This is a genomic window from Streptomyces sp. NPDC002324, from assembly GCF_053593335.1.
Window position 1 is genome coordinate 131,603 of the sequence record NZ_JBSFCF010000005.1, and the last position, 22,995, is coordinate 154,597.

Annotated in this window: 28 protein-coding genes; 1 reads left to right on the forward strand and 27 read right to left on the reverse strand. The window is 70.9% G+C overall.

Features of this window, described 5'->3' with window-relative positions; translation table 11 throughout:
* Window positions 1–106 precede the first annotated feature (106 nt).
* The 12 genes from ACWCRJ_RS09690 to ACWCRJ_RS09745 all read right to left on the reverse strand — a co-directional run bounded on the left by ACWCRJ_RS09690 (window position 107) and on the right by ACWCRJ_RS09745 (window position 9,770).
* Complete coding sequence (locus ACWCRJ_RS09690) at window positions 107–883, reverse strand: DUF317 domain-containing protein (protein WP_411150575.1); 777 nt, start codon at window positions 881–883, stop codon at window positions 107–109.
* A 43-nt stretch (window positions 884–926) separates the two neighbouring features.
* A complete protein-coding gene (locus ACWCRJ_RS09695; RefSeq protein ID WP_239757755.1) occupies window positions 927–1,328 on the reverse strand; it encodes a hypothetical protein in 402 nt (133 codons plus the stop codon).
* A 33-nt stretch (window positions 1,329–1,361) separates the two neighbouring features.
* Window positions 1,362–2,021, reverse strand: a complete 660-nt coding sequence (locus ACWCRJ_RS09700) for a hypothetical protein (protein ID WP_450938761.1) — start codon at window positions 2,019–2,021, stop codon at window positions 1,362–1,364.
* A complete protein-coding gene (locus ACWCRJ_RS09705; RefSeq protein WP_450938762.1) occupies window positions 2,018–2,767 on the reverse strand; it encodes a hypothetical protein in 750 nt (249 codons plus the stop codon). Before ACWCRJ_RS09705 ends, ACWCRJ_RS09700 begins: the two co-directional genes overlap by 4 nt.
* Before the next feature lie 27 nt (window positions 2,768–2,794).
* Complete coding sequence (locus tag ACWCRJ_RS09710) at window positions 2,795–3,478, reverse strand: hypothetical protein (RefSeq protein ID WP_450938763.1); 684 nt, start codon at window positions 3,476–3,478, stop codon at window positions 2,795–2,797.
* 36 nt (window positions 3,479–3,514) lie between these two features.
* Window positions 3,515–4,390, reverse strand: a complete 876-nt coding sequence (locus ACWCRJ_RS09715; RefSeq protein ID WP_450938764.1) for a hypothetical protein — start codon at window positions 4,388–4,390, stop codon at window positions 3,515–3,517.
* An 8-nt stretch (window positions 4,391–4,398) separates the two neighbouring features.
* Window positions 4,399–5,181: a hypothetical protein gene (locus ACWCRJ_RS09720; RefSeq protein WP_450938765.1), complete on the reverse strand. Its 783-nt coding sequence runs from the start codon at window positions 5,179–5,181 to the stop codon at window positions 4,399–4,401.
* The gene (locus ACWCRJ_RS09725) at window positions 5,178–5,615 is read right to left on the reverse strand and encodes a hypothetical protein (RefSeq protein WP_259407628.1); all 438 of its coding nucleotides are present in this window, start codon (window positions 5,613–5,615) and stop codon (window positions 5,178–5,180) included. Before ACWCRJ_RS09725 ends, ACWCRJ_RS09720 begins: the two co-directional genes overlap by 4 nt.
* A 105-nt stretch (window positions 5,616–5,720) precedes the next feature.
* Window positions 5,721–6,170: a hypothetical protein gene (locus ACWCRJ_RS09730; RefSeq protein WP_411150664.1), complete on the reverse strand. Its 450-nt coding sequence runs from the start codon at window positions 6,168–6,170 to the stop codon at window positions 5,721–5,723.
* A gap of 250 nt (window positions 6,171–6,420) precedes the next feature.
* Window positions 6,421–8,220 carry a hypothetical protein gene (locus ACWCRJ_RS09735; protein ID WP_450938766.1) on the reverse strand — a complete coding sequence of 600 codons (1,800 nt, stop codon included), beginning with the start codon at window positions 8,218–8,220 and terminating at the stop codon, window positions 6,421–6,423.
* A complete protein-coding gene (locus ACWCRJ_RS09740) occupies window positions 8,217–9,353 on the reverse strand; it encodes an AAA family ATPase (protein ID WP_450938912.1) in 1,137 nt (378 codons plus the stop codon). The genes ACWCRJ_RS09735 and ACWCRJ_RS09740 overlap by 4 nt, the downstream gene beginning before the upstream one ends.
* 195 nt (window positions 9,354–9,548) lie before the next feature.
* Window positions 9,549–9,770 carry a hypothetical protein gene (locus ACWCRJ_RS09745; RefSeq protein ID WP_450938913.1) on the reverse strand — a complete coding sequence of 74 codons (222 nt, stop codon included), beginning with the start codon at window positions 9,768–9,770 and terminating at the stop codon, window positions 9,549–9,551.
* 519 nt (window positions 9,771–10,289) lie between these two features.
* Here ACWCRJ_RS09745 and ACWCRJ_RS09750 point away from each other — a divergent pair.
* Entirely contained in the window at window positions 10,290–11,192 is a 903-nt protein-coding gene (locus ACWCRJ_RS09750) for a hypothetical protein (protein WP_450938767.1), read from the forward strand.
* A 119-nt stretch (window positions 11,193–11,311) separates the two neighbouring features.
* Here ACWCRJ_RS09750 and ACWCRJ_RS09755 read toward each other — a convergent pair whose 3' ends face one another.
* From ACWCRJ_RS09755 to ACWCRJ_RS09825, 15 genes are all read right to left on the reverse strand, one after another.
* The gene (locus ACWCRJ_RS09755) at window positions 11,312–11,743 is read right to left on the reverse strand and encodes a hypothetical protein (protein WP_450938768.1); all 432 of its coding nucleotides are present in this window, start codon (window positions 11,741–11,743) and stop codon (window positions 11,312–11,314) included.
* Window positions 11,744–11,910: 167 nt separating this feature from the next.
* Entirely contained in the window at window positions 11,911–13,062 is a 1,152-nt protein-coding gene (locus tag ACWCRJ_RS09760) for an MFS transporter (protein WP_450938914.1), read from the reverse strand.
* Between the two features lie 91 nt (window positions 13,063–13,153).
* The gene (locus tag ACWCRJ_RS09765) at window positions 13,154–13,510 is read right to left on the reverse strand and encodes a hypothetical protein (RefSeq protein WP_450938769.1); all 357 of its coding nucleotides are present in this window, start codon (window positions 13,508–13,510) and stop codon (window positions 13,154–13,156) included.
* The gene (locus tag ACWCRJ_RS09770) at window positions 13,507–13,845 is read right to left on the reverse strand and encodes a hypothetical protein (RefSeq protein WP_319645821.1); all 339 of its coding nucleotides are present in this window, start codon (window positions 13,843–13,845) and stop codon (window positions 13,507–13,509) included. Before ACWCRJ_RS09770 ends, ACWCRJ_RS09765 begins: the two co-directional genes overlap by 4 nt.
* Window positions 13,846–13,955: 110 nt before the next feature.
* On the reverse strand, window positions 13,956–15,131 hold the full coding sequence (locus tag ACWCRJ_RS09775) for a hypothetical protein (protein WP_450938770.1): 1,176 nt from the start codon (window positions 15,129–15,131) through the stop codon (window positions 13,956–13,958).
* Window positions 15,132–15,152: 21 nt separating this feature from the next.
* Window positions 15,153–15,680 (reverse strand): hypothetical protein, encoded by a 528-nt coding sequence (locus ACWCRJ_RS09780; protein WP_450938771.1) that lies wholly within the window; start codon window positions 15,678–15,680, stop codon window positions 15,153–15,155.
* On the reverse strand, window positions 15,680–16,429 hold the full coding sequence (locus tag ACWCRJ_RS09785) for a glycosyltransferase family 2 protein (RefSeq protein ID WP_450938915.1): 750 nt from the start codon (window positions 16,427–16,429) through the stop codon (window positions 15,680–15,682). Before ACWCRJ_RS09785 ends, ACWCRJ_RS09780 begins: the two co-directional genes overlap by 1 nt.
* Before the next feature lie 54 nt (window positions 16,430–16,483).
* Window positions 16,484–17,080: a hypothetical protein gene (locus tag ACWCRJ_RS09790; protein ID WP_450938772.1), complete on the reverse strand. Its 597-nt coding sequence runs from the start codon at window positions 17,078–17,080 to the stop codon at window positions 16,484–16,486.
* Window positions 17,081–17,115: 35 nt separating this feature from the next.
* The gene (locus ACWCRJ_RS09795; protein ID WP_450938773.1) at window positions 17,116–17,661 is read right to left on the reverse strand and encodes a hypothetical protein; all 546 of its coding nucleotides are present in this window, start codon (window positions 17,659–17,661) and stop codon (window positions 17,116–17,118) included.
* Window positions 17,658–18,353, reverse strand: a complete 696-nt coding sequence (locus ACWCRJ_RS09800) for a hypothetical protein (RefSeq protein WP_220645639.1) — start codon at window positions 18,351–18,353, stop codon at window positions 17,658–17,660. The genes ACWCRJ_RS09795 and ACWCRJ_RS09800 overlap by 4 nt, the downstream gene beginning before the upstream one ends.
* Window positions 18,354–18,393: 40 nt before the next feature.
* A complete protein-coding gene (locus ACWCRJ_RS09805) occupies window positions 18,394–19,566 on the reverse strand; it encodes a hypothetical protein (protein ID WP_450938774.1) in 1,173 nt (390 codons plus the stop codon).
* Window positions 19,478–20,017, reverse strand: a complete 540-nt coding sequence (locus ACWCRJ_RS09810) for a hypothetical protein (RefSeq protein ID WP_450938775.1) — start codon at window positions 20,015–20,017, stop codon at window positions 19,478–19,480. Before ACWCRJ_RS09810 ends, ACWCRJ_RS09805 begins: the two co-directional genes overlap by 89 nt.
* A gap of 23 nt (window positions 20,018–20,040) precedes the next feature.
* The gene (locus tag ACWCRJ_RS09815; RefSeq protein ID WP_450938776.1) at window positions 20,041–20,823 is read right to left on the reverse strand and encodes a hypothetical protein; all 783 of its coding nucleotides are present in this window, start codon (window positions 20,821–20,823) and stop codon (window positions 20,041–20,043) included.
* A gap of 42 nt (window positions 20,824–20,865) precedes the next feature.
* Complete coding sequence (locus ACWCRJ_RS09820) at window positions 20,866–21,015, reverse strand: hypothetical protein (protein WP_259407623.1); 150 nt, start codon at window positions 21,013–21,015, stop codon at window positions 20,866–20,868.
* Between the two features lie 459 nt (window positions 21,016–21,474).
* Window positions 21,475–22,989 carry an ATP-binding protein gene (locus ACWCRJ_RS09825; protein ID WP_450938777.1) on the reverse strand — a complete coding sequence of 505 codons (1,515 nt, stop codon included), beginning with the start codon at window positions 22,987–22,989 and terminating at the stop codon, window positions 21,475–21,477.
* Window positions 22,990–22,995: the final 6 nt, after the last annotated feature.

The following is a 22,995-nucleotide window of genomic DNA, read 5'->3' on the forward strand; positions in this document are numbered from 1 at the left end:
CCGGCGCTTGGCGGTGATCGGCGGTGGCGTGGGGCGAGGGGAGGTGCGGGGTACGGAAATCTCCTGAACGGGGTGGTGCGGTGCACGTCGACGAGAGGGGTGAGGCTCACCGCGTGCGGGTGGCCGGCGTGCGTCCGATGGGGTTCGGCGGCGGTGTGGCGGGGCCTGGTCCGGTGACGCGGCGGCTGCGGACGTCGGCGATCCGGGCCTTGAGCAGCGCCTGCTCGTCTTCATACGTGTGTGGTGTCGGGGTGAGACGGGTGTAGGGCCCGCAGCCGTACAGCGGTGTTCCGATGGCCATCCGCGGCAGCGGATCGTCGCTGGCGAGGCTGCGGGTGAACGCGGTGACGATGCCGGGCGGGGTGCGGGTGCTGAAGGTGGCTGTCCACCACCGGTACCTGTTGACGGTGCAGGCGGCGCGCCAGGGTCTCGGTGCGCTGGGGTGAGCGGGTTCCTCGGTGAAGTGGACCAGGCCGTCCGGTGACACGGCCGAGGCCCCGGGACCGGTGGCCTGCTCGGTCCAGCCCGCTGCACGCAACGGGTCGAGGACCGCCCGGTCGCCGGTGGGCGGCGGCTGGAGCAGGGCGTTGACCATGGCGGTGATGTACTCGACGGGCATGTGCGCGCCGAGGAGCACTGCCCAGTCCTGCCCGTCAGGGGTGGTGGCGTGCAGGGTCCAGGCCCAGTCCGCGCGTCGGTTGAGGATGACGTGGAGGCGTCCGTCGGGGCTGGCCAGGGCGGTGTGCTGGTCGATCGTGGACACGTTGCGCCAGCCGTGGCCGTGCAGCAGCAGTTCGGTCAGGTGTTCCCAGTCGCCGCCGCCGGCGAGGTAGCCGGGCGAGGCCAGCACATACGGGACGGCCTGCGGCGGACGTTGGGGCACCGGGGCGTGGACTCCTGTGGGACGGGCCGAGGGCCGGGGTGATTCAGCCACGCGTACGGCGGGGCCGGGCGGTCGTCGCGGGCGAGGCGGTGGCCGGTGCCGCTCGCTGGGTGCGGAGTTCGTCCGCGGCGCTGAGGTAGGCGGCTTGGTCAAAGAGGTAGTCGGGGATGTGGACGACGTATCCGGCCGCGAGCAGTGGGGGGACGGCGCGGGTGGCCAGTCGCTTCTTCTCGTCCTCGCTGAGGTGGCTCGGGGCCTCGTGCCAGGCGTAGGTCGGGCCCGCAGTGCCTGCGGGCGAGACGGTCTTGCGTTCGAAGCCGAGCCGGTCGAGCAGGGCAAGGAGTTGTTCGGGGGCGCCGGTGGGGGTGTCGGCGTGGACGGTGTCGGTCAGGGGCTTGCGGTAGATCTCGACGTCGGTGCCTTCGTCGTCGGCACGGTTACCCATCGGGTGGATGCTCCTATGGCGGAAGAGGGGCAGTCAGCGGCTCCGGCCGGGCGCCGCGGGGACGGGCTTGGCCGTGGTGCCGGGGGATGGAGCAGATGCCGGGACACGGGCGGCCTGGTTGCGGATGTCTTGGAGCCGCTGGGTGTGGCGGGACAGGCCGTTGACCGTGTCGATCAGCTGCTCAGCGGGGGCCGCTGGCCGTCCGGCGTCGTGGAGGCGGTCGTCCCAACGCGTCCAGAGAGACACCAGGATGTCGCGCAGGCGGGGCAGCACACCGTCGTCGGGAGCGACGATCTCGGTGAGGATGGAGGCCCGTTCGTGGCCGCCGCTGGCGTTGCGGGCGCGTTCGGCGAGGTGGTCCAGGTAGCGGTGGGCGGCCTGCCGGTCCTCGTCCCGCCTGCTCAGGGTGTTGAGGGCGGGGTCGAGGTGGACGCTGTAGCCGGCCTGCAGCAGGGCCAGGGCCGCGGCGGTGGCGCCGGTGCGCTGCTCGTCGACAGCCATGGTGTGGGGCTGGCGGTGGTAGGGGCCGCGAGGGCCCGGGGCGTCGATGAATCCTCCGGCCGTCTGGAGAATGCCGGCCGCGCGTTCGTCGCCGCCGATGGCGACGACGAGCCGCGTGCGCGGATCGCGGGTGATGGTGATGTAGCTGAGGACGAAGAACTCCGGCGCGCCACCAGGGGCCCGGCCTGTCACCGGGTTCGGTGCGGGGCCGGAGTCGGCGGGGCGGGCCGCTGGGCAGGTGTGATGTCCAGCGCGGCCCGGCCTGTCGGGCGGGACAGGAGGACGCCGACACCCAGCTCGGACAGACGGTGGCCGGCTGCGCGGACGGACGCGGCCACCCGGGCTGAGTCGCCGTCGGACAGTACAAACACGTTCCGGCTTGTGTCGAAGGTGAAGCCGTACTCGGTCAGGGCCCGGGCGATGTCGTCGCGATCGGGCTTGGCGACGACGAGGTCCTCGCCGGACCAGGTCATCACGACGCGCTGCTCGTCGGCCAGGGCCGCAGCAAGGCGGGAGGCGTTGTCCCGTACCTGGGCGAGGGCCTGGTCGTAGCGGGGCAGCAGGCGCAGCCGGACGTGCTTGGCGGCGTGGAAGGGGTCCGCGTCGACGGCGATGCCGTCGGGCTCGCGAACGTCGCGGAACGCCTCGATGGGCAGGTCCTTGGGCGCCATGGCGGCGATGAGGAAGCCGTCGTCGTGGCCCTTGCGGTCCATGACGAACAGCCGCGTGCCGTCCACGCGCCGGGTCAGGACCGCGCAGTGGTCGAGGCTGTACTCGGCCATGGCATCGGCGACCTGGTCCATGTCCCAGACATCGACGGCCAGTTCGTCGTGGTCGTTGTCTCCGCGGTCGGGGTGGTACTGGCTGCTCCACTGGCCGGGCAGTTCGCCGGCGAGGACGGCGGCGAAGGAGGCGAGAGAGTCATCGGGGGCGTGCAAAGGTCTCCTCGGGAAGGGACAGGCGGGTCATCTCCGGCGGCTGGTGGGGACCGGCGCGGTGGGGAGGGGACCGGGGCTGGTGGGGATGCGGGGTGGCGGGCAGGCGCAGACGGCGGAGGCTTCCGTCTCGCCCGGGCCGGTCTCGGCCGTGCACGGCCGCCGGCCGGGGTGGAGCGTGTGCCGGCCGACGAGGTCGGTGCGGGTGTGCGCGAGGTCGGACCGGACGATCCGCAACCGTTCCTCGGCGAGGTAGCGCAAACGTCGGGCGGTGTACTGGTCGGAAGGCTGGCCGAGTCCTTCAAAGAAGTCGGCTGCCGCGACGAGTACGTCGCCGAGGGCGGTCAGGATGCCGTCGTGGGTGGCGGTCAACTCGGTGAGGACGTCGGCGGCCTCGTCGGTCGTGGTCGCCTCGCGGAGACGATCGGCGAGGTGTGCGACCTGGGCGCCGAGGGGCCGGTAGTACGGTTCCCGGCGGTCGGTGTCGAACGCCTCGTCGCAGTCGACGTGGTAGCTCACCGCACGCAGCCGGGCCACCGCGCGGGTGGCGATCCGCTGCTCCTCGGCCTCGTCGAGGCCGGTGGGCAGGCGGTGGTAGCGCTCGTGGAGCCGGGCGACGAGGACGAACCCGGTGCGCTCCAGGATGCTGTGGGCTTCGGGATCTCCTCCGCGGGCAAGGACTTCGCCGGAATGAACATCGCGCCGGAAAGTCAACAGACGGTCGGCCAGGGCCAAAGGGGCAGAAACTTTCTAGGGAGTTGAACGAGTACGAGCAGATGCGGTCGGAGGCCGCGGGACAGGCAGCGCGGGTGGCGGAGCTGTCCGGTCAGGCGTGGCAGCCAGGTCTGCGACAACGGCGTCGAGGTCCTGCTGGATGCCGTACAGGCGGCGGGCGATCCATCCCAGCTGGTGTTCCATGGCGGGACCGTAGGCGTGGGGAAGGGCGCCGAGACGGTGCGCCGCGTACTCGACGAGGCCGCGCCCGGTGACCAGCGGCCCGGTGGCCTCATCGGCGAGCTGGTGCAGCAGCTCGGCAAGCTGCCCCGTCGTCTCGGCAGCCGAGTGCACGGCGGCCGGGAGAGCGGAGGCGTGCGGCGAGGACCGGGCAGGCAAGGGCCCAAGGAGGCTGAGGGCCGTCTCCAGGCGCCGGCACTCCGCCGCCAGCCGGAGGAGCAGGCCGGGCTGGGAAGTCCACGTGCCGTCGGGAAGGATGAGGTTGGCGATCAGATCGAGGCGCCGGGGCTGAGCCTGGACTGCGATCCAGCGGCAGCTCCGCGTGTCGCCGGGCGTGGCGATGCCGACGGCGCGAGCGAGCCGGTGCGCGATCTCGGACCACTCCGGGCCGGTGAGCTGGCGGTCGCCGAGGGCGAGACGCACGTCGGCGTGCCAGATGGCGAATCGGTCCTTCCGGGGACTCGTGGCGCGGGGATACTCCCACGACGGCGTGTCCAGGTGGTCCGCCCAATCCTGCGATGTCCAGATCTGCTGCTCGTCGTCAGGGGCGACAGGCTCCAGGCCCGGCCAGTGGGCGACCACCGTGTGCCCGGTCAGTCCCTCCTGTTCGGACACGGGACGTCCGAGGGCCTCGGTCAGCGCTTCCGTGGCGTACGGGCTGCGGGTGTGCACGCGAGGGATCATTCCGGGCCTGCTTCCGCGTGGCGGCCGACGAGGTGCTGGACGTCGCGGGCCGAGGCGATCAGGGAGCGTTCGCGGACGAGGTCGGCGTGGACGGATACGTCGCCAGGCGGCAGCAGGTCCAGTGCGCGGTCGATCGACTCCAGAGCGGCCTGATACTTGCCGAGCCCGCGCAGGGCGCCGGCCTCACGGAACAGGGCGATCGGGTCGGTGCGCGAGGCGAACGGCGGCTGGCCGAGGATCTGCAGCATGCGCTCCTCCCGCCCGGGCAGATCGTGGCCGAGCCACAGTCCGTGCAGCAGCACATGCAACGTCTTGACGTGGTCGCCGGCGTCGTCGAGGACCTGCTGCATGAGGGGGAGGCCCTCGGACCGGGACTGCCCCAGCAGGGCGAAGGCGTACAGTGCGCGGCTGTAGCAGTCCAGGCCCTCTCGTTCCTGAAGCGAGAGCTGCTCGACGAGCAGGGCGAGGGTAGGGCAGCGAAAGTCGTAGCGCAGGGCGCTCAGGTACAGATGCCGATACGCCGTAGTCATGATCGGGTCCGGCCCGGGCGCGAGGGCGTCATCGGGGTGCAGGAGGCCCAGCACGCTGTGGCCGGAGGCCCGTGCGGTCCACGCGGCGTCGGCGCACAGCTGCGCGGATTCCTGCCAGGTCGCGTCGAGTTCGCTCAGATTGGCGGCCAGCTGCGCGGGCCAGTGGGGTGCCGGGATGGCCGAGGCGGCTTCGGCACCGGCATGCAGCAGGGTCAGGGCCCTTCCGGGGCGGCGGGTGGGGAGAGTCACCGGCCACCTCGGGCGTCGGCGAGATGGACGAGCTGGTTGAGGTGGGTGAGGGAGTACCAGCCGCAGTCGAAGGACCCGCTACCGACGGGCACCTTGGGCAGGACGTAGTCCTCCAAGGCGCGCCGGTAGATCAGGCAGTCGGGGCAGTGGCGGGAGAGGTGGATCATGTAGCGGGGGTGGGCGGTGATGAAGGTGCGCTCGCCGCCCCTGGGGTTGCGCAGCCGCCAGCCGTCCTCGTCCGTCGGCAGGTGCCAGGAAGGAGCGACGATCGTCATGACGTCGCCCGACAGCCTGCCGTCGGCGACGCCGGTCGGGATCACAACGGTGTCGCCAGGGGCGAAGTGGGCATGGGTGATGTCCCGTTGGGCGGTCAGCGGCTCCAGGGACGGTCTCCAAGCGGCTGGTATGTGCGAGGGGCCGGGAGCGTCGGGCACAGCAGGGGTCCTTCCACGAGCGGCACGGGGTGGCGGTGGAAGGTCAATGCTCCGGAGGATCCCCGGTTTCGATAACCGGGGATCGTCGGGTATACCGCTGGTCGGCTACCGGTACGGGTTCTCGGTGCCGCGGTCGTTCTCGGTTGCGGCGTCGAGGAGTTCGGGCAGATCGGTGCCCTCGGCATCGCGCTGGTCGATCCACCATCCGGCCCGGGTGACGGTGCGGACCTTCTCCTCCAGGACGGTCCAGTCGGTCTCGTCCCAGGTGCCCTCGGTGACCAGAGCGGCGTATGCGCGGGTGACCAGCTGATGGCGGGAGCGCTCGCCCCAGCCTTGGGCGCGTTCGGTGCCCTCCAGCGGCGGCATCTCGAACTGCTCGGCCCACACGGTAGCGGCCTGCTGTTCTTCGATTCGCTTGGCGGCCAGCCACTCCTCCTTGCCGGCGCTGTCGCCGTCGCGGGCGGCCTTCCAGCATTCGGTGCAGTCGCGTTCGGTGAGCCAGCGGGCGAATCCGGCGCGTCGGTCGGCGGGACGGTCAGACAGGTCATGCGTGATTTCGTGTCCACAGGCGTGGACGACGGTCCAGGTCTTCTGGACCCCCGGGGAATTCCGTTTGACGGGCGTTACGTTCGAGGTCGGGCTGCTGGTCTGGGGCTTCAAATCGAGTGCCTTTCGTTGGCGGTTGGGGTGGTGGCCTGCGTCGTTGCGGAGGGTCATGCATCAGATGCACGATTCATGCGGCGGACGGAGGTAGTCTGGAGTGCTTGGCGGTGGTCTCGGGGACGCTTCCGCCTTCTGCGTCGTCTCAGCGTGTCCTGCGGATGGCGTCTGTGGCCGCCGTGGCGATGGCGACGGGAGCACTGGAGGGCTGGGGCAGGTGCAGCAAGGTGGTCCCCGGCAAGTGGCGGGACTCCGCGGTGAGGGTGAGCTGGAGTACGGCGCAGCCGGCGGTCGTGAGCTGCTTGACGCGGGTGACGGCTTGAGCCGTTTCGTCGCTGCCGTACCGGGCGTCGGTGACGATCACGAGGAGGCGGCCGGCGCCGGGGCGGCTGAGTTCGAGGCCGTGGTCGAGTGCGTCGATGGCGTCGCCGAGGTTGTGGTGGCCGCCGTTGGCATCGAACGTCGTCACGCGCTCTGGTGCTCGGTGGGTGGGTCGGGTCAATGCGGTCAGGTGCCTGTCATAGGCGATGGTGGCGGTAAGGGAGTCGGGGTCGGTCAGGGCTGCTGCGCGTGCCACGATCCAGGCAGCGGACGCGACGGGCGCGCAGGCGGCACGCATGGAGCCGGAGACGTCGACGGCGATACCCACACGCAGCGGTGGGGTGGGGGAGTTCCGGCGGCGGGTGTGGGTGAACGGTTCCGCGGTGGGGACCGACCCGGCCGCGCGCTGAGCATCGCGGGCGAGGGCCGCGCGCATGTTGAGGCGGCCGGGCGGGGTGGGGCTGGTGGTCCGCTCCTCGGTCCGCTCGCGGTAGGCGGCGGCACGCAGGGCGCGGCTCAGGCGCGCGGCGGCACTCTGCTCGGCGGCGGTCGGCCTGCGGGTGCCGGTGACCGGGTTGCCGTAGGGCGCCGGTGTGCCGTCGGGGGTGACGGTGGTGCCACGGGCGTTGAAGACCGACTTGGCGGTGGCGGCGGCTTTGCGTCGCTGGCCGGCCCGCTGGGCGCGGTCCTGAGCCTGCGCCTTGGACTGCGCGGCCATGGCGTTGGTCGCTGCGGCCTGTGCCACGAGGTCGGCGGCGTCGGTGGCTGCCGTGCTGTCCATGACGACCCCCACGGCGCCGGACAGCAGATCGGTGAGGTTCTCCGGCACGGGCAGGGCGGGGGCAGCGGCGTCCAGAGCGTCGCACCACTTTTGAGCGTGCGCGAGCATGGTCGTGGCGTCGTGGTCGGCGCACTGGTGGGCTGCGGTCCAGATGCGGGTGAGTGTGGCCAGCAGGTCTGCGCCCAGCACCTTTTCGCACAGATCGGCGACGGCCCGGGTCTCGCCTGCGTCCAGGATGCCGACGTCACGGCGGCCGAGGACCAGGGCCGCCACGCCGGCGGCATGCTCGATGCCCTGGAGGGTGGGGTGGGCGATGTCGGGCATGACCAGGGTTCGGGCACTGGTGCGCAGGTACGTACGGTCCGTGGGCCGCGTGATCAGGTGTGCGCCTTCGACGCGGCTCTCCTCCAGAAGGAGCGCGGCCTCGACGACACGGGGGTTCGCTCCGGCAGGCTGTGTCCAGACGGAGTGGGCCGCGTGCGCGGCCTCGTGGACGAACACTCCCCAGGCGGCGGGATACCGCTCCTCGTCGCCCACGATCCGCGGATGGATCTCGCGGGGCTGGAGCGGGGCGAACAGGCCGGCGTCGAACTCGACCTCTCCCAGAGTGGGGAAGAACGCGGCCGGTGCGCCGCTGCGCGTGCCGGGGCGGCAGGTGACGAGGAGGTCCTGGCGGCCGGAGAGGGCGACCAGCCGATCGCCGAGTTCGGCTCCCACGCGCAGCCACGCGTCAGGGGAGGAACGGGGTTGCGCGGGCGGGGCGCCGTCGTCGTCCCATCGCGCGAGGTCGGCGTCGTCGTCCGGCGTGGTGGCGGGGGACTGGACGTGGTGGTGGGCGCTCATCGCGAGCGGCCCCGGTGTGCGGAGCCGGTGCTGCCCGGGGGCTGCCGGGCGGCTGAGGCGGGGAGCTGCTTGCCGAGGGTGAGGGGCGCGATCTTCTTGACGCCGGCAGCCTTGATGACGGCGGCGGCGACGGCGTCGCGATCCTCCACAGGAGCGATGCCGACGAGGTTCGCGAGCGCGGCCTTGGTGCCGAGGACGGCCTCGGTCTTCTGGTAGCTGAGCAGCTCTCGCAGTTGGGGGGCCCAGCCCAGCTCGCCGAGTTCGACCTGGTGGGCGAGGTGTCGGGCGACCCGGACAACCCGTGCATCGATCCTCAGCGCCAGGGCGAGGTCATAGTCCGTGCCGATCTGGATCTGCACGCTGAACCGGCTCGCGAGCGCCTCCGTCAAAACCGCCCCGTGGACGCCGGGATTGTGGCCCGCCACCACATAGAAGCCTGGCTCGGCCTTGATGGTCTCGCCCTTGTGGGCCTTGACCTGGATCTGCCTGCGCCCGTCCATCGCGGGATACAGCGCCGCCAGGACCTTCGGTGAGATCAAGGTGGCATCGTCGATCAGCAGGGCGCGGCCCTCGGTCATCGCGGTGACCAGCGGACCGTACTGGAAGACGTAGCCTCCCGCGTCGTCCTGTGTGTACTCGCCGATCAAGTCGCCGACCGTCGTGTCGCCATCACCGGCGACGGTGAGCAGGTCCGGGAACGCCGCCTCCACCAGCGACGTCTTGCCGGTGCCCGGAGGGCCGTAGAGCAGCACCGGCACGTCGGCGTCGCGCAAGCGATTCAGCGCCTCGACGTCGGGCAGATCGGCCAGCTCCCGGGGGTGGTAGACCTGGCCCCCCGCGCGGCGGATCGGGCCGGTCTGCCTGGGCGTGGCTGCTGCGGGAATGGTCGTGCTGGCAGGCTGGGCGCGGGGAGCGTGGGTGCCCGGTGGGCTGATCACAGCGGTCTGCGCGGCTGCGGCGGTCTTCGCGTTCGCGCGGAACTCCGGTTGTCCGGTTCCGCTTTGGTCGGCCTCGCCGCGTCGCACCAGGGTGAGGGCGGCGTTGCGCACGGCGCCGTGGGAGTGGCCCAGCTGCCTGGCCATGTCCCCGATGGTGAGCGTGTCCGCCGGCCGGTCGGCCAGCAGTCGGGCCACCTTGGCCCGTAGTTCGCCGCCCTTGGTGCGCGCTGGACTGGTGGGCGTTCCGGATGTGGTCAAGAACGAGGCCCCTTCAACAGGTGCGGGTGCGGGCGGGGTTGGCGATGCGCTGGAGAGGCCGGCCGCTCTCGGAGCGGATCACGGACTGTGCCGACATCGGCGACCGGGCCAACCGGGGCGTACCGTCGGCGCTCACCGGCCGACCGAGGGCTCGGTCCAGGTGCACGGGATGGCCGGCGACGAGCAGCTCGCTGGCTGCCGAGCAGGCCCGTGCGTCCGCTCCGTACCGGGTTCCGTCACTCGGCAGGCGCAGCCTGGCGTCTCTTCGAAGCCGGCCTGGAGCAGGATCCGCCGGGCGGCGGCGTTGTAGCCGGTGGTGGTGATCTCACCGGTGATGGTGTGCCGGATCGTCATGAACGGCTCTGCTGGTGCTTCGGGCAAGGCGGATCTCCTATCGGTGGTGGCGTGAAAGCGGTGGGGTGTTGGGCGAAGGCGAGGCGGGCCCGGAGGTTCCAGCACATCAACGGTGCGTGGCTGGACCACGAACGATGGGCAATGACTGCCGACATGCTCCAGGGCGGGCCTCACCGCCCCGCAGCTACCTGACTCGTCTTTCCGCACGTTCTGATAGCCGGGTGTACCAACAACGGCCATAAACGAGTCTCCTCAAAAGGGTCGAAAAGTAGGGGAGTTGCGCCCTGATCAGGGCGTCTTGTGCCGACCGCGCTGGCGCTGCTTGGTGGGGCCGAGACGTCGGCGCGCGGTGAGAAGGACGGCGAGAGCACAGGCCGCGCTGGCGCCGGGGAGCCCAGCTCTGGCGAGAGGCTGCTCGGCGCCGGGGCAGCCAGAAGCGGACATATGTCGCCGGTGGCACTATTGAGGGCCACCGAAATTCCGACAATGTGTCTGCTCCAGCCGCCTAGTGTCCTGGCCATGGACTCTGAACGGCTCAAGCTCTCTTCGCGCAAATGGATGATTGCGGCCTTCACCGCGCTCGCCGAAGGCCCGTCGTCTCATGACCTGGCGGTCCACCACGCCGGGATCGCTGCCGAGCATCTCCTCAAGTCATACCTGGCCAGCCTCCACCCGGCTCTCGTAGTGGAAGGCAAGGATTTCAACTCCTTGCTGCACGCGACGGGTCACGGGTCACACGCTTCGGTTCCCGCGGAGCAGGTCAAGACCATCGGCTTGGCCGAAGCCCATGCCCGAGCGCAGAAGATCTTGCGGAAGAAAATGCCGGTCGATCAGCGGGCGCTTGGACCGCTAGCCAATGCTCGTAACGGCGTCGCACACAGTGGCATGTACGACCGGTCAGGGGTCAATGCCGTCTTCACCACATGTCTCCGGCTGATCGACCCCTTGCTCGTCGAACTCAAGATCAACACTTTTTCCTACTGGGGCGGTTACGAGTCCCTGCACGACAGGCTTCTCGAAGAGAACGTGGAAGCTGTCCGTGTCCGGCTGGAGAGCAAACTTGCTCGGGCCAAAGATGTCTTCACGGAACGTTTCGGCCACTTGCCCCAGAAGGAACGCGAGATCGTCCTCGGCGCGATTGCGCGAGTCTCCCCTCCCGGCTACATCGAACACGACGAGCCCGCCACCTGCCCGGCATGCGAATCGCAGGGCTGGCTTAGTGGTGACACGCACGTGGACGAGGATGAGTGGGCGGTCATGTTCACCCCCTTCGTCTTCACCTGCCCGGCCTGCGACCTCCGGGTCGAGCACGAGGAACTTGAAGAGTTGGAGGACCTCGCAGAGGAGGTCAAGCTGGATGAGTCACCAAACGACTTCTACGCGGACTGGGAGCCAGATGAAGTCCTCCACCGGGACCGGTGACCACCGTGGATCTCCACGGGATGGAGGACCATTCCGCAACTTCTGATAGCCGGACTTACCAACAACGGCCATGGGCGGGGATTCTCCTTTGTGTGGGGGCGGCGCGGGCGCCGGCGGGGTCAGGGGGTGCGGGAGGCTGGTGCGTGCTGCTGGGCGAACTGCTCGGCGGCGCGTGCGAGGAGGTCCGCCTGGCGCCGCGGGGTCCTGCGGGCAGCGGTGGCCAGGACGCCGTCGATACGGGCATCGAGGGTGCTGACGGCGTCCAGACCTACGGCCAGGCGCAGTTCGGCGTCAACCCAGGGCCATTGCTCGGCCTTGGGCACCGGGGTGGTCTCGTCGCCGCCCAGGGACGAAGCCAGATCGCGCAGGTAGTGGCTGCCGTCGCTGAGGATCTCGGCCAACGGGATGTCGTCCTCGACCATGAAGACGCCGTGTTGCAAGACCGTGAGGACGGCGCAGCGCAGCAGGGCCGGCTCGTCGCGGTCGGGTGAGGTGCAGACCGCACAGTCCTCGATGTGGTGGTCCCAGACGGACGAAGACGGGTGGGGCAAGGCGGAAGTGCCTTTCAGAGGTGAGGGATGGGAAGCGGGGCGGCGGCGACATCCACGGGGAGGTGGGCGTGTCGGACTCGGACCAGCGGCAGTCGCCCCATTCGGGCCCGCGGGTCGTGCCGCTGTCGCTGGGTGGACAACAGACGGGTGGGACGACGGCGGTGGGTTCAGTGGCCAGCACGGGCGGTGATGCGGTGGCGGGCGGCGGCAAGGACCGTCAGAGCGAGGGCGGCTCCGGCCGCGGGCAGGGCCGCGGCTGTGAGGCGGTGGGTGGCGAGGGCCCCGGCCAGGGCGGTGCCGGCGGCCTGGCCGACGCCGACCGAGGCGATCAGCCATGCGTACGCTTCGGTTCTCCGCTGAGTTGGCACGAGGGCGTCCGCGGTCGTGAAGCCGCAGGCGATCACCACAGTGAGGAACATGCCCGGCACGGTGGCCACGACGGTCGCCATGTGAGGGCCGGGAAGGGCGAGCAGTGGCAGCCACCCGGCGCAGAATCCGGCCGCGGCCGATAGCAGCTGGACGATGGGCGAGCCCGGCCAGGCTCGGCGGGCGTAGAGGAGGCCGCCGAGGAAGCTGCCGGCGGCGAAGGCGGCGGGGATCAGCCCGGACAGCAGATCCATGTCGTGCAGTTCGGCCATGGCCACCGCCCAGACGTTCATGGCGCCGAGGGCGATTCCGAAGCCGGCATGGGCCACGAAGATTAGCGACAGGGGCGTGCCGTGCAGCCCGGCCGCGGCGGAGCCAGCGGTGAGCTGCGGGCGCCAGGTGCGGGACGGGGGCGCGGTGAGCACCACGGTCGTGCCCAGGAGGCCGAGTACGACGGTCGCGAGGATCGCGGCGCGGGGACCGGAGGCGGTGGTGAGCGCGGCGACCAGGAGCGGGCCGGCGATGTAGAGCAGGCCCTGGGAGCCGGTGTCGAGCGCGAGGGCGACCCGGCGCCGATGGGGGTCGGGCAGGACGGTGGGCCACAGGGCCCGCAGTCCTGCCTCCAGGGGAGGGGAGGACAGGCCCGCGAGCACGATCGCGGCTAGCACGAGGATCGGATCGTCTCCGACCAGCAGGAGCAGCAGACAGCCGGAGTTGATGACTGCGCCGGGTGCGGACACCGGCATCTGGCCATGACGGTCCATCAGGCGGCCTTTGACCGGCTGGGAGAGTGCGCCAGCCAGCCCGTACAGGGCGCTCAGCAGTCCGGCGGAGGCAAGGGAGGCACCTTGGAAGGTGATCAGGAGCACGATGGCCACGGGCGCCATGCCGTTGGGCATGCGTCCGATGAGAGTGCCGCCAAGCAGCCGGGCGACATGCCGGCTGCCCAGCACAGCGCGATAGGAAGTCGAGGCGGCGGCCGGGGCCTGGCCCGCCGCATGATCAATCGTGGTCAATTGAGGAGACGTGTTTCCATTCAAGGGATCAGCGGCGAGGGCGCCGGGCGCTACCGGGCGGTGCGGGCTGGGCGGTCATCGCGGCCTTCGTATGGCGGGTCGTCGGCGGCGCGGATCCGTCGGGCAGGCCGGGTCGCAGGTCTGGGTCGAGGTCGACGCGGTAGCGGGCGGCGGTGAGCATGTCGGCCGCCCAGCTGGCGTGTTCGTTCTCCCAGGCGCGGCCGAGGTCGAAGGGCAGCCGGACCCACTGCCCGCGCAGCGTCGGAAAGGTCATGAATCCGGCGCGGGCCAGGATGCGTGCGGCGAACTCGTCGTACGGTCCTTCGACTTCGACCTCGCCGCCTTCGCCGCGGGTGATGCGGATCGGCTCGCTGGTCAGGTTCACCGGCTCCGTCCTTGACCGGCAGCCGGGGCTTTACCGGAGGCGGCAGGCGGCGCCGACGGTGCGGCGTTGGCCAGGGCTGTGATCCGGGAGGGGCGTACGGCGGCGGCCCGTGCGATGCGGGAGCGCCGTTCGGCCAGGTCGTTGCTGGCCGTCGGCCGGGGTGGAGCTGATGCGTGGGCGGGATCGAGTGCGCTGTCGTCCCGCACGCGGTAGCCGAGGTTGCGCAGGTCGTGGACGGCTTGGCGGGTGCGGCGCAGCCCGTCGCGGTTGGGCTCGGTGAGCCGGTACAGGCCCGGCGAGAAGGGGACGGGCTCGAACTGCTCGCGGACGAGCAACCATTCGGCCAGGTGGGGTGTGAAGCTCGGAGCGGCGGTGGCGACGAAGCCGTGTTCGGGATGGTGGCGGAAGCGGAAGTGGTCGGACAGAGAGGGATCCTTTCTGCTGGTCAGCGGCGAGGGGCCGGTGGATGGGAGGGGCGTGGTACGGCGGGCTGGGAGCAGGGAACGGGCCCGCCGACGGGCGGCCGGGCGGGGTCGCTGGGCTCGGCCGAGCGGGCGATGCGCACGAACGCGTCGCGCTGGGCGAGCCAGGTCTCGATGGCCGGCACGGCCTCAAGCCCGAGCCGGGTGCGTACCTCGGCCGGCGGCAGGAGGCGGGCGGAAGGCTGGACGGAGGCGGGGTTCTGGCTGTGCCGCCAGACATCAAGTGCCGCTTGGCTGGAGGCGAGAGCCTCGCTCAGCTGGACCACGATGTCGGCGTCGGCAGAACGGCCGGTGGCCGCGGCACCGCACTGTTGCAGCAGGTCAGGCGCGTGAGTCAGGACGGGACGGAAGGTGCGCCAGGCGCGCTCGGCGAAGACCCTGTTCGCCTCCCTTCGTCCGTGGCCGTCGAGGAGGGTGCCGTCGCTGGAGCGGCCGGATACCCAGATCGCCGTCACGTCCTCGTATTCGGCGCGCAGTTCGTCAAGTGCCGTGATCACGGTGTCCAGACGCCGTGCGTGCAGGGCCCGGTGGTAGGCGGGCAGGAACCCATCCGTGATGGCCTCGGTCGCCAGGTCCGGCTGGGAGGGGAGCACGATGCTGGTCGGTGCGTAGGGGTTGTTGTAGCTGTCGTTGAACTCCTGGAGGGAGGCGAGCGCCCCGACCAGATAGCCGCGCTGGGGATCCTCGCCCCGTTCCGCGAGCAGCAGTTCGACGCCGGTGTCGCTGGTGAGCGTCGCCGCGTATGGCACCCGCTGGTCCTCCACGGTCCGAACGAGTTCACCGCGGTCCCACAGCCAGGGCAGCAGATCGCCCTGCCAGACGGGATGGGCGTAGATCTCGACCTGCGCGGTCCACGTCCCGGGCAGCTGCGCGGCGATTCGGTCGGCGTTGTCGCCGAGGAACGGACGCGGGCTGACGTCCACGGTGGCGTGGTGGCGGTGGGCGAGGGGCAGCAGCTTCGCGGCGGCAGCGCGGACGGCGGGGCCGGGCGTGCTGTAGCTTCCGTCGTCCCGTTTGGTGAATCCGGCCTGTTCCAAGGCGGTGTTGGCCCACCGGTACTGCTCGCCGTGGGCGATGGCGACCAGACCGGCGGCACGGCTGTAGGCAAGCCGGATCTCGGCAGGAGGGTTCGGGGGCATCTCGGGGGTCCTTCGACAGGCTCAGTGGCGGTTCGGCTGCCGTGGCTGCGGGCCAGCAGCAGGCTGGGTCTGTAGCCCGGTCGTTCGAGGCGTGGATGACCCAGCCGGTGTGGATGCCGTGCGCAGGGCAGCGGCGGTGTGGCGCAGGCGGGCGCGGGCCGCGACGTACTTCTCGGCCGTCATGATCCGCAGGACCTCGGGGTCGTTGCGCAGAGGCGAGTGGGCGAGGCCCTCCACGGCCTGGCGCTGGAAGCCGGTCGTGGCATAGGTCAGGGCCTCGGCGAGTGTGTCCAGAGCTCGCGCGATACCGGCGGCGGCCCTGGCGAGCCGGACCAGGGCGACGCGTTCGGGCGGATAGACCGTCTCCGGCGCGGTGAACCGTTCCTGCGCGCGTTCGATGGCGTGCTGCAGGTGGTGGCCCAGCGTGCCGATGTCGTCGGTAAGCGTGACTAGGTCGACAGCGTCCGGGCTGGTGGGGAATTGGGCTGCCAGCTCGTCCAGACGCTGAGCCAGGTAATCGAGCGTGGCCGGGGTGACGGAGGAGGACATCAGACCACCCCGGCTGCATCGCTCGTTTCCCGGCCGGAGAGGGTGGCTCGCAGGCTGCGTCCGTAGTTCCACGCATGCCGCCGAGCCCCCGGCTCCAGGACGTCATAGCCGTCCTGGCGGGTCATCTGACCTGGGTGTTTGCGGTAGCGGTAGACCGGGACGGGCAGCAGGATGCCCGGCGCGAGACAGGTGACGCCGATCGCCGCCATGTAGTCCTCGCCCTGGACGAGTCCGCCCATCGGGGCTGCGCGTACGAGATCGGTACGCGCCAGGATCGTGGTCGGCCCGATCGGGATGGTGTCCTCGGGCCTCGTCCAGTAGGTCCACACGTCTCCGGCCTCGTGCCGGCCGGGCGGTGTCGGGCACCGCCACAGCGAGGCCGAACCGTCCGGGTGCAGGTCCTCGCTGTATCCCGCGCACCAGCCCAGGCCGGTCATCTCCAGGGTGCGCAACCGTACGGCCATGGCATCGTCGGTGAACTCGTCATCGTCGTCCGCCCAGTTGACGAACTCGGTGCGCACGCAGCCCAGGGCGAGGTTACGGGCGCAGGCCGCGCCGACCTGCCGGGGTAGGGAGAGGATGCACACGCGCGAGTCCTCCGCGAGGGGCGTCGGCAGGCGTGTGCGGTCGGCGCCGTCGAGCGCGATCACAGCTTCCCAGGGCACGCTCTGCCGGGTGAGGCTCTCGTACATGGCCGTCAGGTGGTCGAGCCGGTCGGGGCGTAGCTGGGTGGCGATGACGACTGTGATCTTGGCGGTGGGGGAGTGCAGGAGGTTCTCCGCGGCAGAGGGGACGAGAAGGGGTCAGCGGCGGGGCGCGGTACGAGGTGTGGCGGTCGGCGCTGGAGCTGTGGCTGGTGTGCTGGGGCCGGTCGCCCGAGGTGGCAGGGTGGCCGGGATCGGGTGGCCCAGGCGCCAGCGGTAGGTGCCGTTGCTGAACCGGGCCCGGGGGTCGGTGGCCCAGGCCACGAGGGGGCCGCGGTCTTCCGCGTGGAGGGAGATGACCTCGATGCCATGGGGGTGCAGGACGTACCCCCAGTCCAGGCCCCCGTGGGACTTCTCGGTGACGGTCCACGGCTCAGGCTCGGCTGCGCCGACGGTGATGACATGGACGTTGTCGTGCTTCCTGCTGGGGTGTTCGTCGTTGCCGACGAGTTCGGCGCGCAGGGGTTCGGGGGCGCCGTCGAGGAGGTCGGTGCCCAGCTGGGACCAGCCCTCGGGTGCCTCGTCGATCAGGTGCCGGCACAGGGCGTCGAGGTCACCGTCGAAACGGTACTGGTGGGCGCCGAGCAGCAGCGGGACGTGGTGGCTGGGGTAGCCGTCCCAGTGGACGTAGACGCCGGCATATCCGGTGTCGGTGGGGCGGGCGATGAAGGAACGGGTGGCCAGGGAGTTCTCCAAGGACGTGCGGATGGTGGGTGGTTGACGTATGCGCTTCAGGGGCGGCGGCGTGCGGGATGGGTGCCACCGGCGTCGGCGGCCCGGCGGTGCTGCTCGCTGACAGTCGGCATCAGGGAAGACGCCGAACCGGGTTGAGCCTCAGCGAGCGCGTGGGTGACGGCTTCGAGAGCACGCTGGAGGCTGCGCAGCGCGGCGGCATGGCCGAGAGTGATGCCCAGCTGGCTCTCGACCGGGGTGGCGGTGCCGGGGCGAGGAGTGAGCCGGTGGGTGTCGGCGAGCCCGATCACCGTTGTGCTCAGGTGGGTGGCCGCGCGGTTGCTGTGTGCGAGGGCGGTGGCCAGCTGGGTCAGGTACTCACGTCCCGCGTCGGTCTTTGCGAGGGAGCTGTCGGTGGACTGCCGCAGATCGGCGACGAGGCCGGAGGACAGGTTGTACACGGCGACCAGCTGGTCCAGTACGGGTACGAGTGCAGCCTGTGCGCTGCCGGCCTGCGGCGGGAGCAGGCCGGCTGCGGTCTCGTTGATGCGGCGCTGCCAGGTGGTCAGGCGGGCGTGGACGAAGGCGTCGTGGCTCTGGCTCATCGGCGGTTTCCCTTGCGCGGGTTGCCCCGTGGAAGGGGCGGGTGGGAGCGCGGGCCTTCGATGGAGTGCACGGTGATGTGGAAGTCGCGGTGCCGCAGGCGCTGGAGGCTCTTGATCAGCTGACGCCGGGTCTGCTCGGGGGTGAGGGTGTCCGGCAGGTGGCATTCGCCGGTGGCGGGGTCGAGCAGAAAGCCGCCGTGCGCGAGCAGTTCGATGAAGACGGTGATGTAGCCGGTGCGGATCCGTGGACGCCGCTGGGCGTCGAGGGTGACGTGGACCTGGAGGTGGCCGGGGCTGCTGCGCCGGATCGGGGTGGGGGACGCGAAGCGGTAGTCGGCCAGCAGGCGGCGGTGCATCCTGGCTGCGGCCCGCATGGGATCGGAGGGGACGGCGATGCCGCGCGGAGCTTTGAGACCCTGAACGTGCTGGTGGCTGGTGTTGGCGGGCAGCATCGGCAGGACGAGGTACTGGTCCGGCCGGTGGGGGCGGGGCATGACGTACAGCTGCAGGCCCCAGTGGTGCGTCAGGACGCTGCGCTGGACGTCGTCTGTTTGGAACGCGGCGTAGGGCAAGGGGCCGCTGTCCCAGATCCGGTTGCTGGCCGGGTCGTCGGCGATGGGTACCGCGGTGGGGGAGGGCTGCCAGCCGGGCAGGCGGTCGGCGAGCGCGTGGGTGAACTCGGTTATGTGCAAGGGCGGTTCTTCGTGCGGTGAGGTGTCGAGGGGGCCGTGGTCACGAGGAGGTGGTCATGCCGTGGGCATCGGTGCGGCGGCAGGTGTAGCCGATCAGCGTCGACTTGCCCGGCGTGGTGGGGACGGTGGCGACATCGGAGCAGGTGAACGTGTACGTGAAGGACGGGCTGTTGGCCGTGCCGAGCCATGCGCGGTCCTTCTTCTCCGGCACGATCTCGAGCCCGGAGTAGGCGACGGCGTCGCGCTGGGTGTGCGTGTGCGCGAAGACGACGAGGGCGTGGCCGTTGGCGGTCTTGAGGGCGTAGCTGTCGGTGAACTCCGGGGTGGCGGCGGAGAACGCGGTGGTGCCGCGGCTGCCGAACTTGTGGAAGGTCGAGTCGTGGGCCTTGATCTGCCGGGCGGACGCCTTCGAGGAGGTGAACACCTTCTTGCCGGTGGTGTCGCCGCCGCTGGTGAAGTTGTCCGTGACGGCCGCGCGCAGGACGTCGAGCGGGGCGGCGACGTTCTTCGTTGAGGTGGCGTCGAGGGCGGTGGCGTAGCCGTCGGCGTCGAGAGCGATCTTCGGAGCCTGCTTCTTGTCGTCGAGGTCGACGGCCGCGACCATCTCCCACCGCTTCGTCCTGGTCTGCTCGGCCATGATCAGGACGCGGGCGTACTTGTCTTTCTTGCCGTTGTAGGTGACGGCGGCGAACCACTTCTTCTGGCCGGCGGTGAAGCGCGAGATGTAGAGGTTCGTGGAGGCGAGGTTGTACGACCACGGCTTGTACTTCTCGCGGTCGGCCTGGGGCAGGCCCTCGTTCTCCTTGTAGTCCGCGACCGACATCGCGTACAGCGGGCCGTCCTCGATGGTGCCGAGGAGCGCGCGGTTGTTGTCGTCGTTGGCCGCGTTGTTGATCTTGGAGTAGCGGGTGATCTGGGCGAGGGCCTCCTGCTTCGTCAGCGCCGGGGATGCGGTCGGCGTGGGGGAGGCGGCGCGGGTGGCCTTGGCTGCGGCGTCAGGACTGCTGGTGTGGGAGGTGGTGCAGGCGGACGCGGTCAGCGTGACCGCTACGAGCGTGGTGAGCAGGAGGGCGGCGCGGCGGGCGGAGTTGTGCGGGGAAATGATGGTGCTCCGGGGGAGGGGATCAGCGGGAACGGGATGCGGTAGTGGTGGCCGACGGCGCGGAGGGCACGGTGGTCGCGGCCGGTGCCGTGCGAGTGTCGGCTGCGGCACGCAGGTGCTTCGCGGCGCGGGCGAGGTGGATGCGACTGTCGCCGAGGCGGTCCACGAGCCCTTGGTGCGCGGCGGTGACCGCCTGATCGCGGGCGGGGCCGGGGGCCTGGCGGGTGAGGTCGGCGAGATGGCCGAGGTGGTGGACGGCGGCGCCGAGGGCGGCGAGCGCGAGCCCGGTGGGTTCGGCGGCGCTCGCGATCGCGAGTGTCGTGCGGCGCACCGTGGCCGTGGTCCGGGCCGGGTAGCGGGCGGCGGCCCGGTGACGGAAGGCGCTCTCCCCGGCCAGGAATTCCAGCAGGCGGGCCAGATGGCGGACTTCATCGTCCAGGATCTCGCTCAGCGCGGGATCCGGGCGGATCTGGTCGGGGAGCGGAAGCTGATCGGCCACGGTGTTGAGCCGGTCGGCCACGTCGTGCAGCAGCATCCGCTGGTCGGGATCGGACAGCGGCAACTCCTTGATGCAGGAACCGGGTTCTACCGCCGGGTGGCGGACGTCGGGGCTGCGGACACCGTCGTCAGTGCCTTTCTCGCGGCAGCTGCCGGAGGGGAAGAGAGGGGAGCGGCGCGGCGGAAGTTGACCCCGATGCCCTGGAGCGTGAGCCGCAGAGCGACGAGCTGGACCAGCAAGGCGCGCTCTTTGGAACTGTAGGAGGCTGGCAGTACGAAGGCGGACTCGTGCGGGCTGTACTGGAAGCGACAGCCGAACAGCGTCATGCGTGCCTCCTCGGGCACCGAGTCGTACGGGGCGCCCACCACGCCGTCCGGGTACCAGACCAGCGTGAGGGTCTGGGCGACCTCGGGGGCGGGCTGGCGGTGTGGCGGCTCGGGCTGGACGAGGGCGTTGTGACGGACAGCGTCCAGGGCCACCTGGTAGCGGGGCAGCAAGCGTCGGATGACTGCGGCGGCGGCTCGGACCGGATCGTTGGGGACAGCGATGCCGTCCGGCTCACGCACCGGGGAGATCTGGTGGGTTTTGAAGCCCTCGGGCTCCAGCGGGGCCACCACGAACTGGTGGCGGTACAGGGGCCGGTCGGTGACGTAGAGCTGCTGTCCGTGGGGGCCGTGGAGGACGGCGTCATGGCCGAGGACGTACTGGTTGACGATGTAGTCGACGTGGCCGGCGTCCCAGAGCCCTTCGACGGTGGGGAACTGGTTCTCGTAAGCGGGGTGGCGGTGATACTCGCTCGTCCAGGCGCCAGGCAGGCGTTCGGCGAGGGCGGCGGCGAAGGCGGACAGATCGGTGCGAGACGGGGGCATGGATTCCTGAGGTGCTGCGGCGGGTGGTTGATCCGTCGGCGCTCAGCGCCGCGGGCCTCCGGAGCCGGGCTGCGGTCCGGGCGGGGCTGGGGGCGTGCCGGGAGCGGTGCGGGTCTGCTTCATGAGCGCGTCGAGGTCCGGCGGCGGGTCGTAGTGCGCGCGGAGGGTCTTCAGTTCCGCTTCGGTTGCCATGGCCAGCGCTGAAGCGATGCTGCTGGCGGCGCCGCGCAGCAGCCAGGGCGGTGACTCGGGTTCGGCTCCGCGATTTCGGCCCTTCCACTGGGCAGTGGCGGCCAGGTGCTCGATGACCTCGTTGAGGAACGGCGCGACTGCGTCCAGCAGGGCGTTGAGGACGGTGCTGAACTCGGCCGGAGTCTCGGCCGCGTCCAGAGCCTCGCGGTAGGGACTCAGGTCCGGGGCGGGGAAGGGCTCGGGCGGCAGAGTGTGCTGAGCGCGGAAGGCTTCGGCATCGCGCTCCGCCCAGCGGTACAGGTCGTCCCTTGTGGCGGAGCGAGTGTGGTAGGCGCTGATCTGGTCGGCGGTGCGGCCGACGTTGTCGTACAGCTCGAAGTCGGGGTGCTGCAGGGGTACTCCAGGTCAGGTGGGTCAGAGTCGTTTCTGTCGCGCAGTGGGAGGGAACTCGCGGGAGTTCTAGTGCATGCGTGCGTCGGTGTCGAACAGGGCCAGCTCGTGAGGGTGGAGTTGATGTTGAACGATGAAAGATCGTCCGGCGACGCGCCACAGCCCGCGTCCGCGGTTGAGGTGGGCAATGGCGCCGGTCTCGACCGAGGTGAGCCCCAGCAGGGCTGCGGCGGCGTGGAGTTGGTCGGTTTCCTGGCGGTAGATGATGCGGGTGGAGCAGTCAGCCAGGAGGCCCTCGGCGAGGGCGCGGCCTTGTGATCCGGCGTCGCCGGCGGTGAGCAGGTCGGACAGCCGGTGGATGACCATGAGGTTGGCGATGCCCAGGCCGCGGGAGAGTTTCCACTGGGACTGCATGCGCTGGAGGAGTCCGGGGTGCCGCATCAGGCGCCAGGCTTCGTCGTAGACGATCCAGCGCCGACCTCCGTGCGGGTCGGTGAGGGCGGATTCCATCCAGGCGGATGCGCAGGTCATGGCGAGGACGAGGGCGGTGTCGTCGCCGGAGCCGCCGAGCCGGGACAGGTCGATGGTCAGCATCGGCGAGGTGGGATCGAATCGCACGGTGGAGGGGGCGTCGAACATGCCGGCCAGGTCGCCGTGGACCAATCTCCGCATAGCGTGGGCGAGGTCACGAGCGGCCTCGCCGAGCCGTCCGGACATGAGCCCAGCGGCGGCATCGAGCTGGTCGGGATGGTTGAGGGTGGCCGCGATGTCGCCCAACAGCGGAGTGCGGTGGACGGTGGCGGCCTGGGCGACGACCGCGTCGAGGGCGACATCGAGCGCGGTGTGCTCCATCGGCAGCAGGTCGCGGCCGAGAACGGTGCGCGCGAGGGAGCCGAGCAGGAGCAGACGGCGCTTGCGGATCTCCCCCGCCCAGTCGGCCTCCGGCACGTTGTCCGGCCGTGGGGCGGCGTCTAGCGGGTTGAGTTTGCCGGGCAGGCCGGGGCCGAGGGCGATGGAGGTGCCGCCGAGTGCGGAGGCGACGGGGGTCCATTCGCCCTTGGGGTCGCAGGGCACGTAGACGCGGTAGCCGTGGGCGATGGAGCGCAGGGCGAAGGACTTGGCCAGCGCGCTCTTGCCCTGGCCGATTACACCGGCGAGCAGGATGTTGGGGTTGGTGAACCCTTCGAGGCGCCCGTACAGGGAGAAGGGGTCGAAGGTGAAGGACGCTTCGGCGTGGACGTCGCGGCCGATGTAGATGCCCTCGGCGCCGAGACCGCCTTCGGCGAGGAAGGGGTACGCCCCGCTGGCGGTGGCGGTGGTCATGCGGTGCTGCGGCAGCTTCAGCCGGCTGCCGCGGGCGGAGCCGGGGCCGGGACGGCCACGGGCCGGGTACAGCGGAGGAGGCATCTCGGGCTCGACCGGCTCGCTGCCGTCCGGGAGGGTGGTGGCTTCGGCGCGGGCCTTGGCGGCGGCTTCGGCGAGCTGACGGCGAGCGGTCTTGCGGCTGGCCCGGTCGGTGCCGTGGGGGGTGAACAGGGGGGATGCCGAGGCGCGGCGGGCGCGTCGGGCGGGCCGGTGGGTCATGGCGGG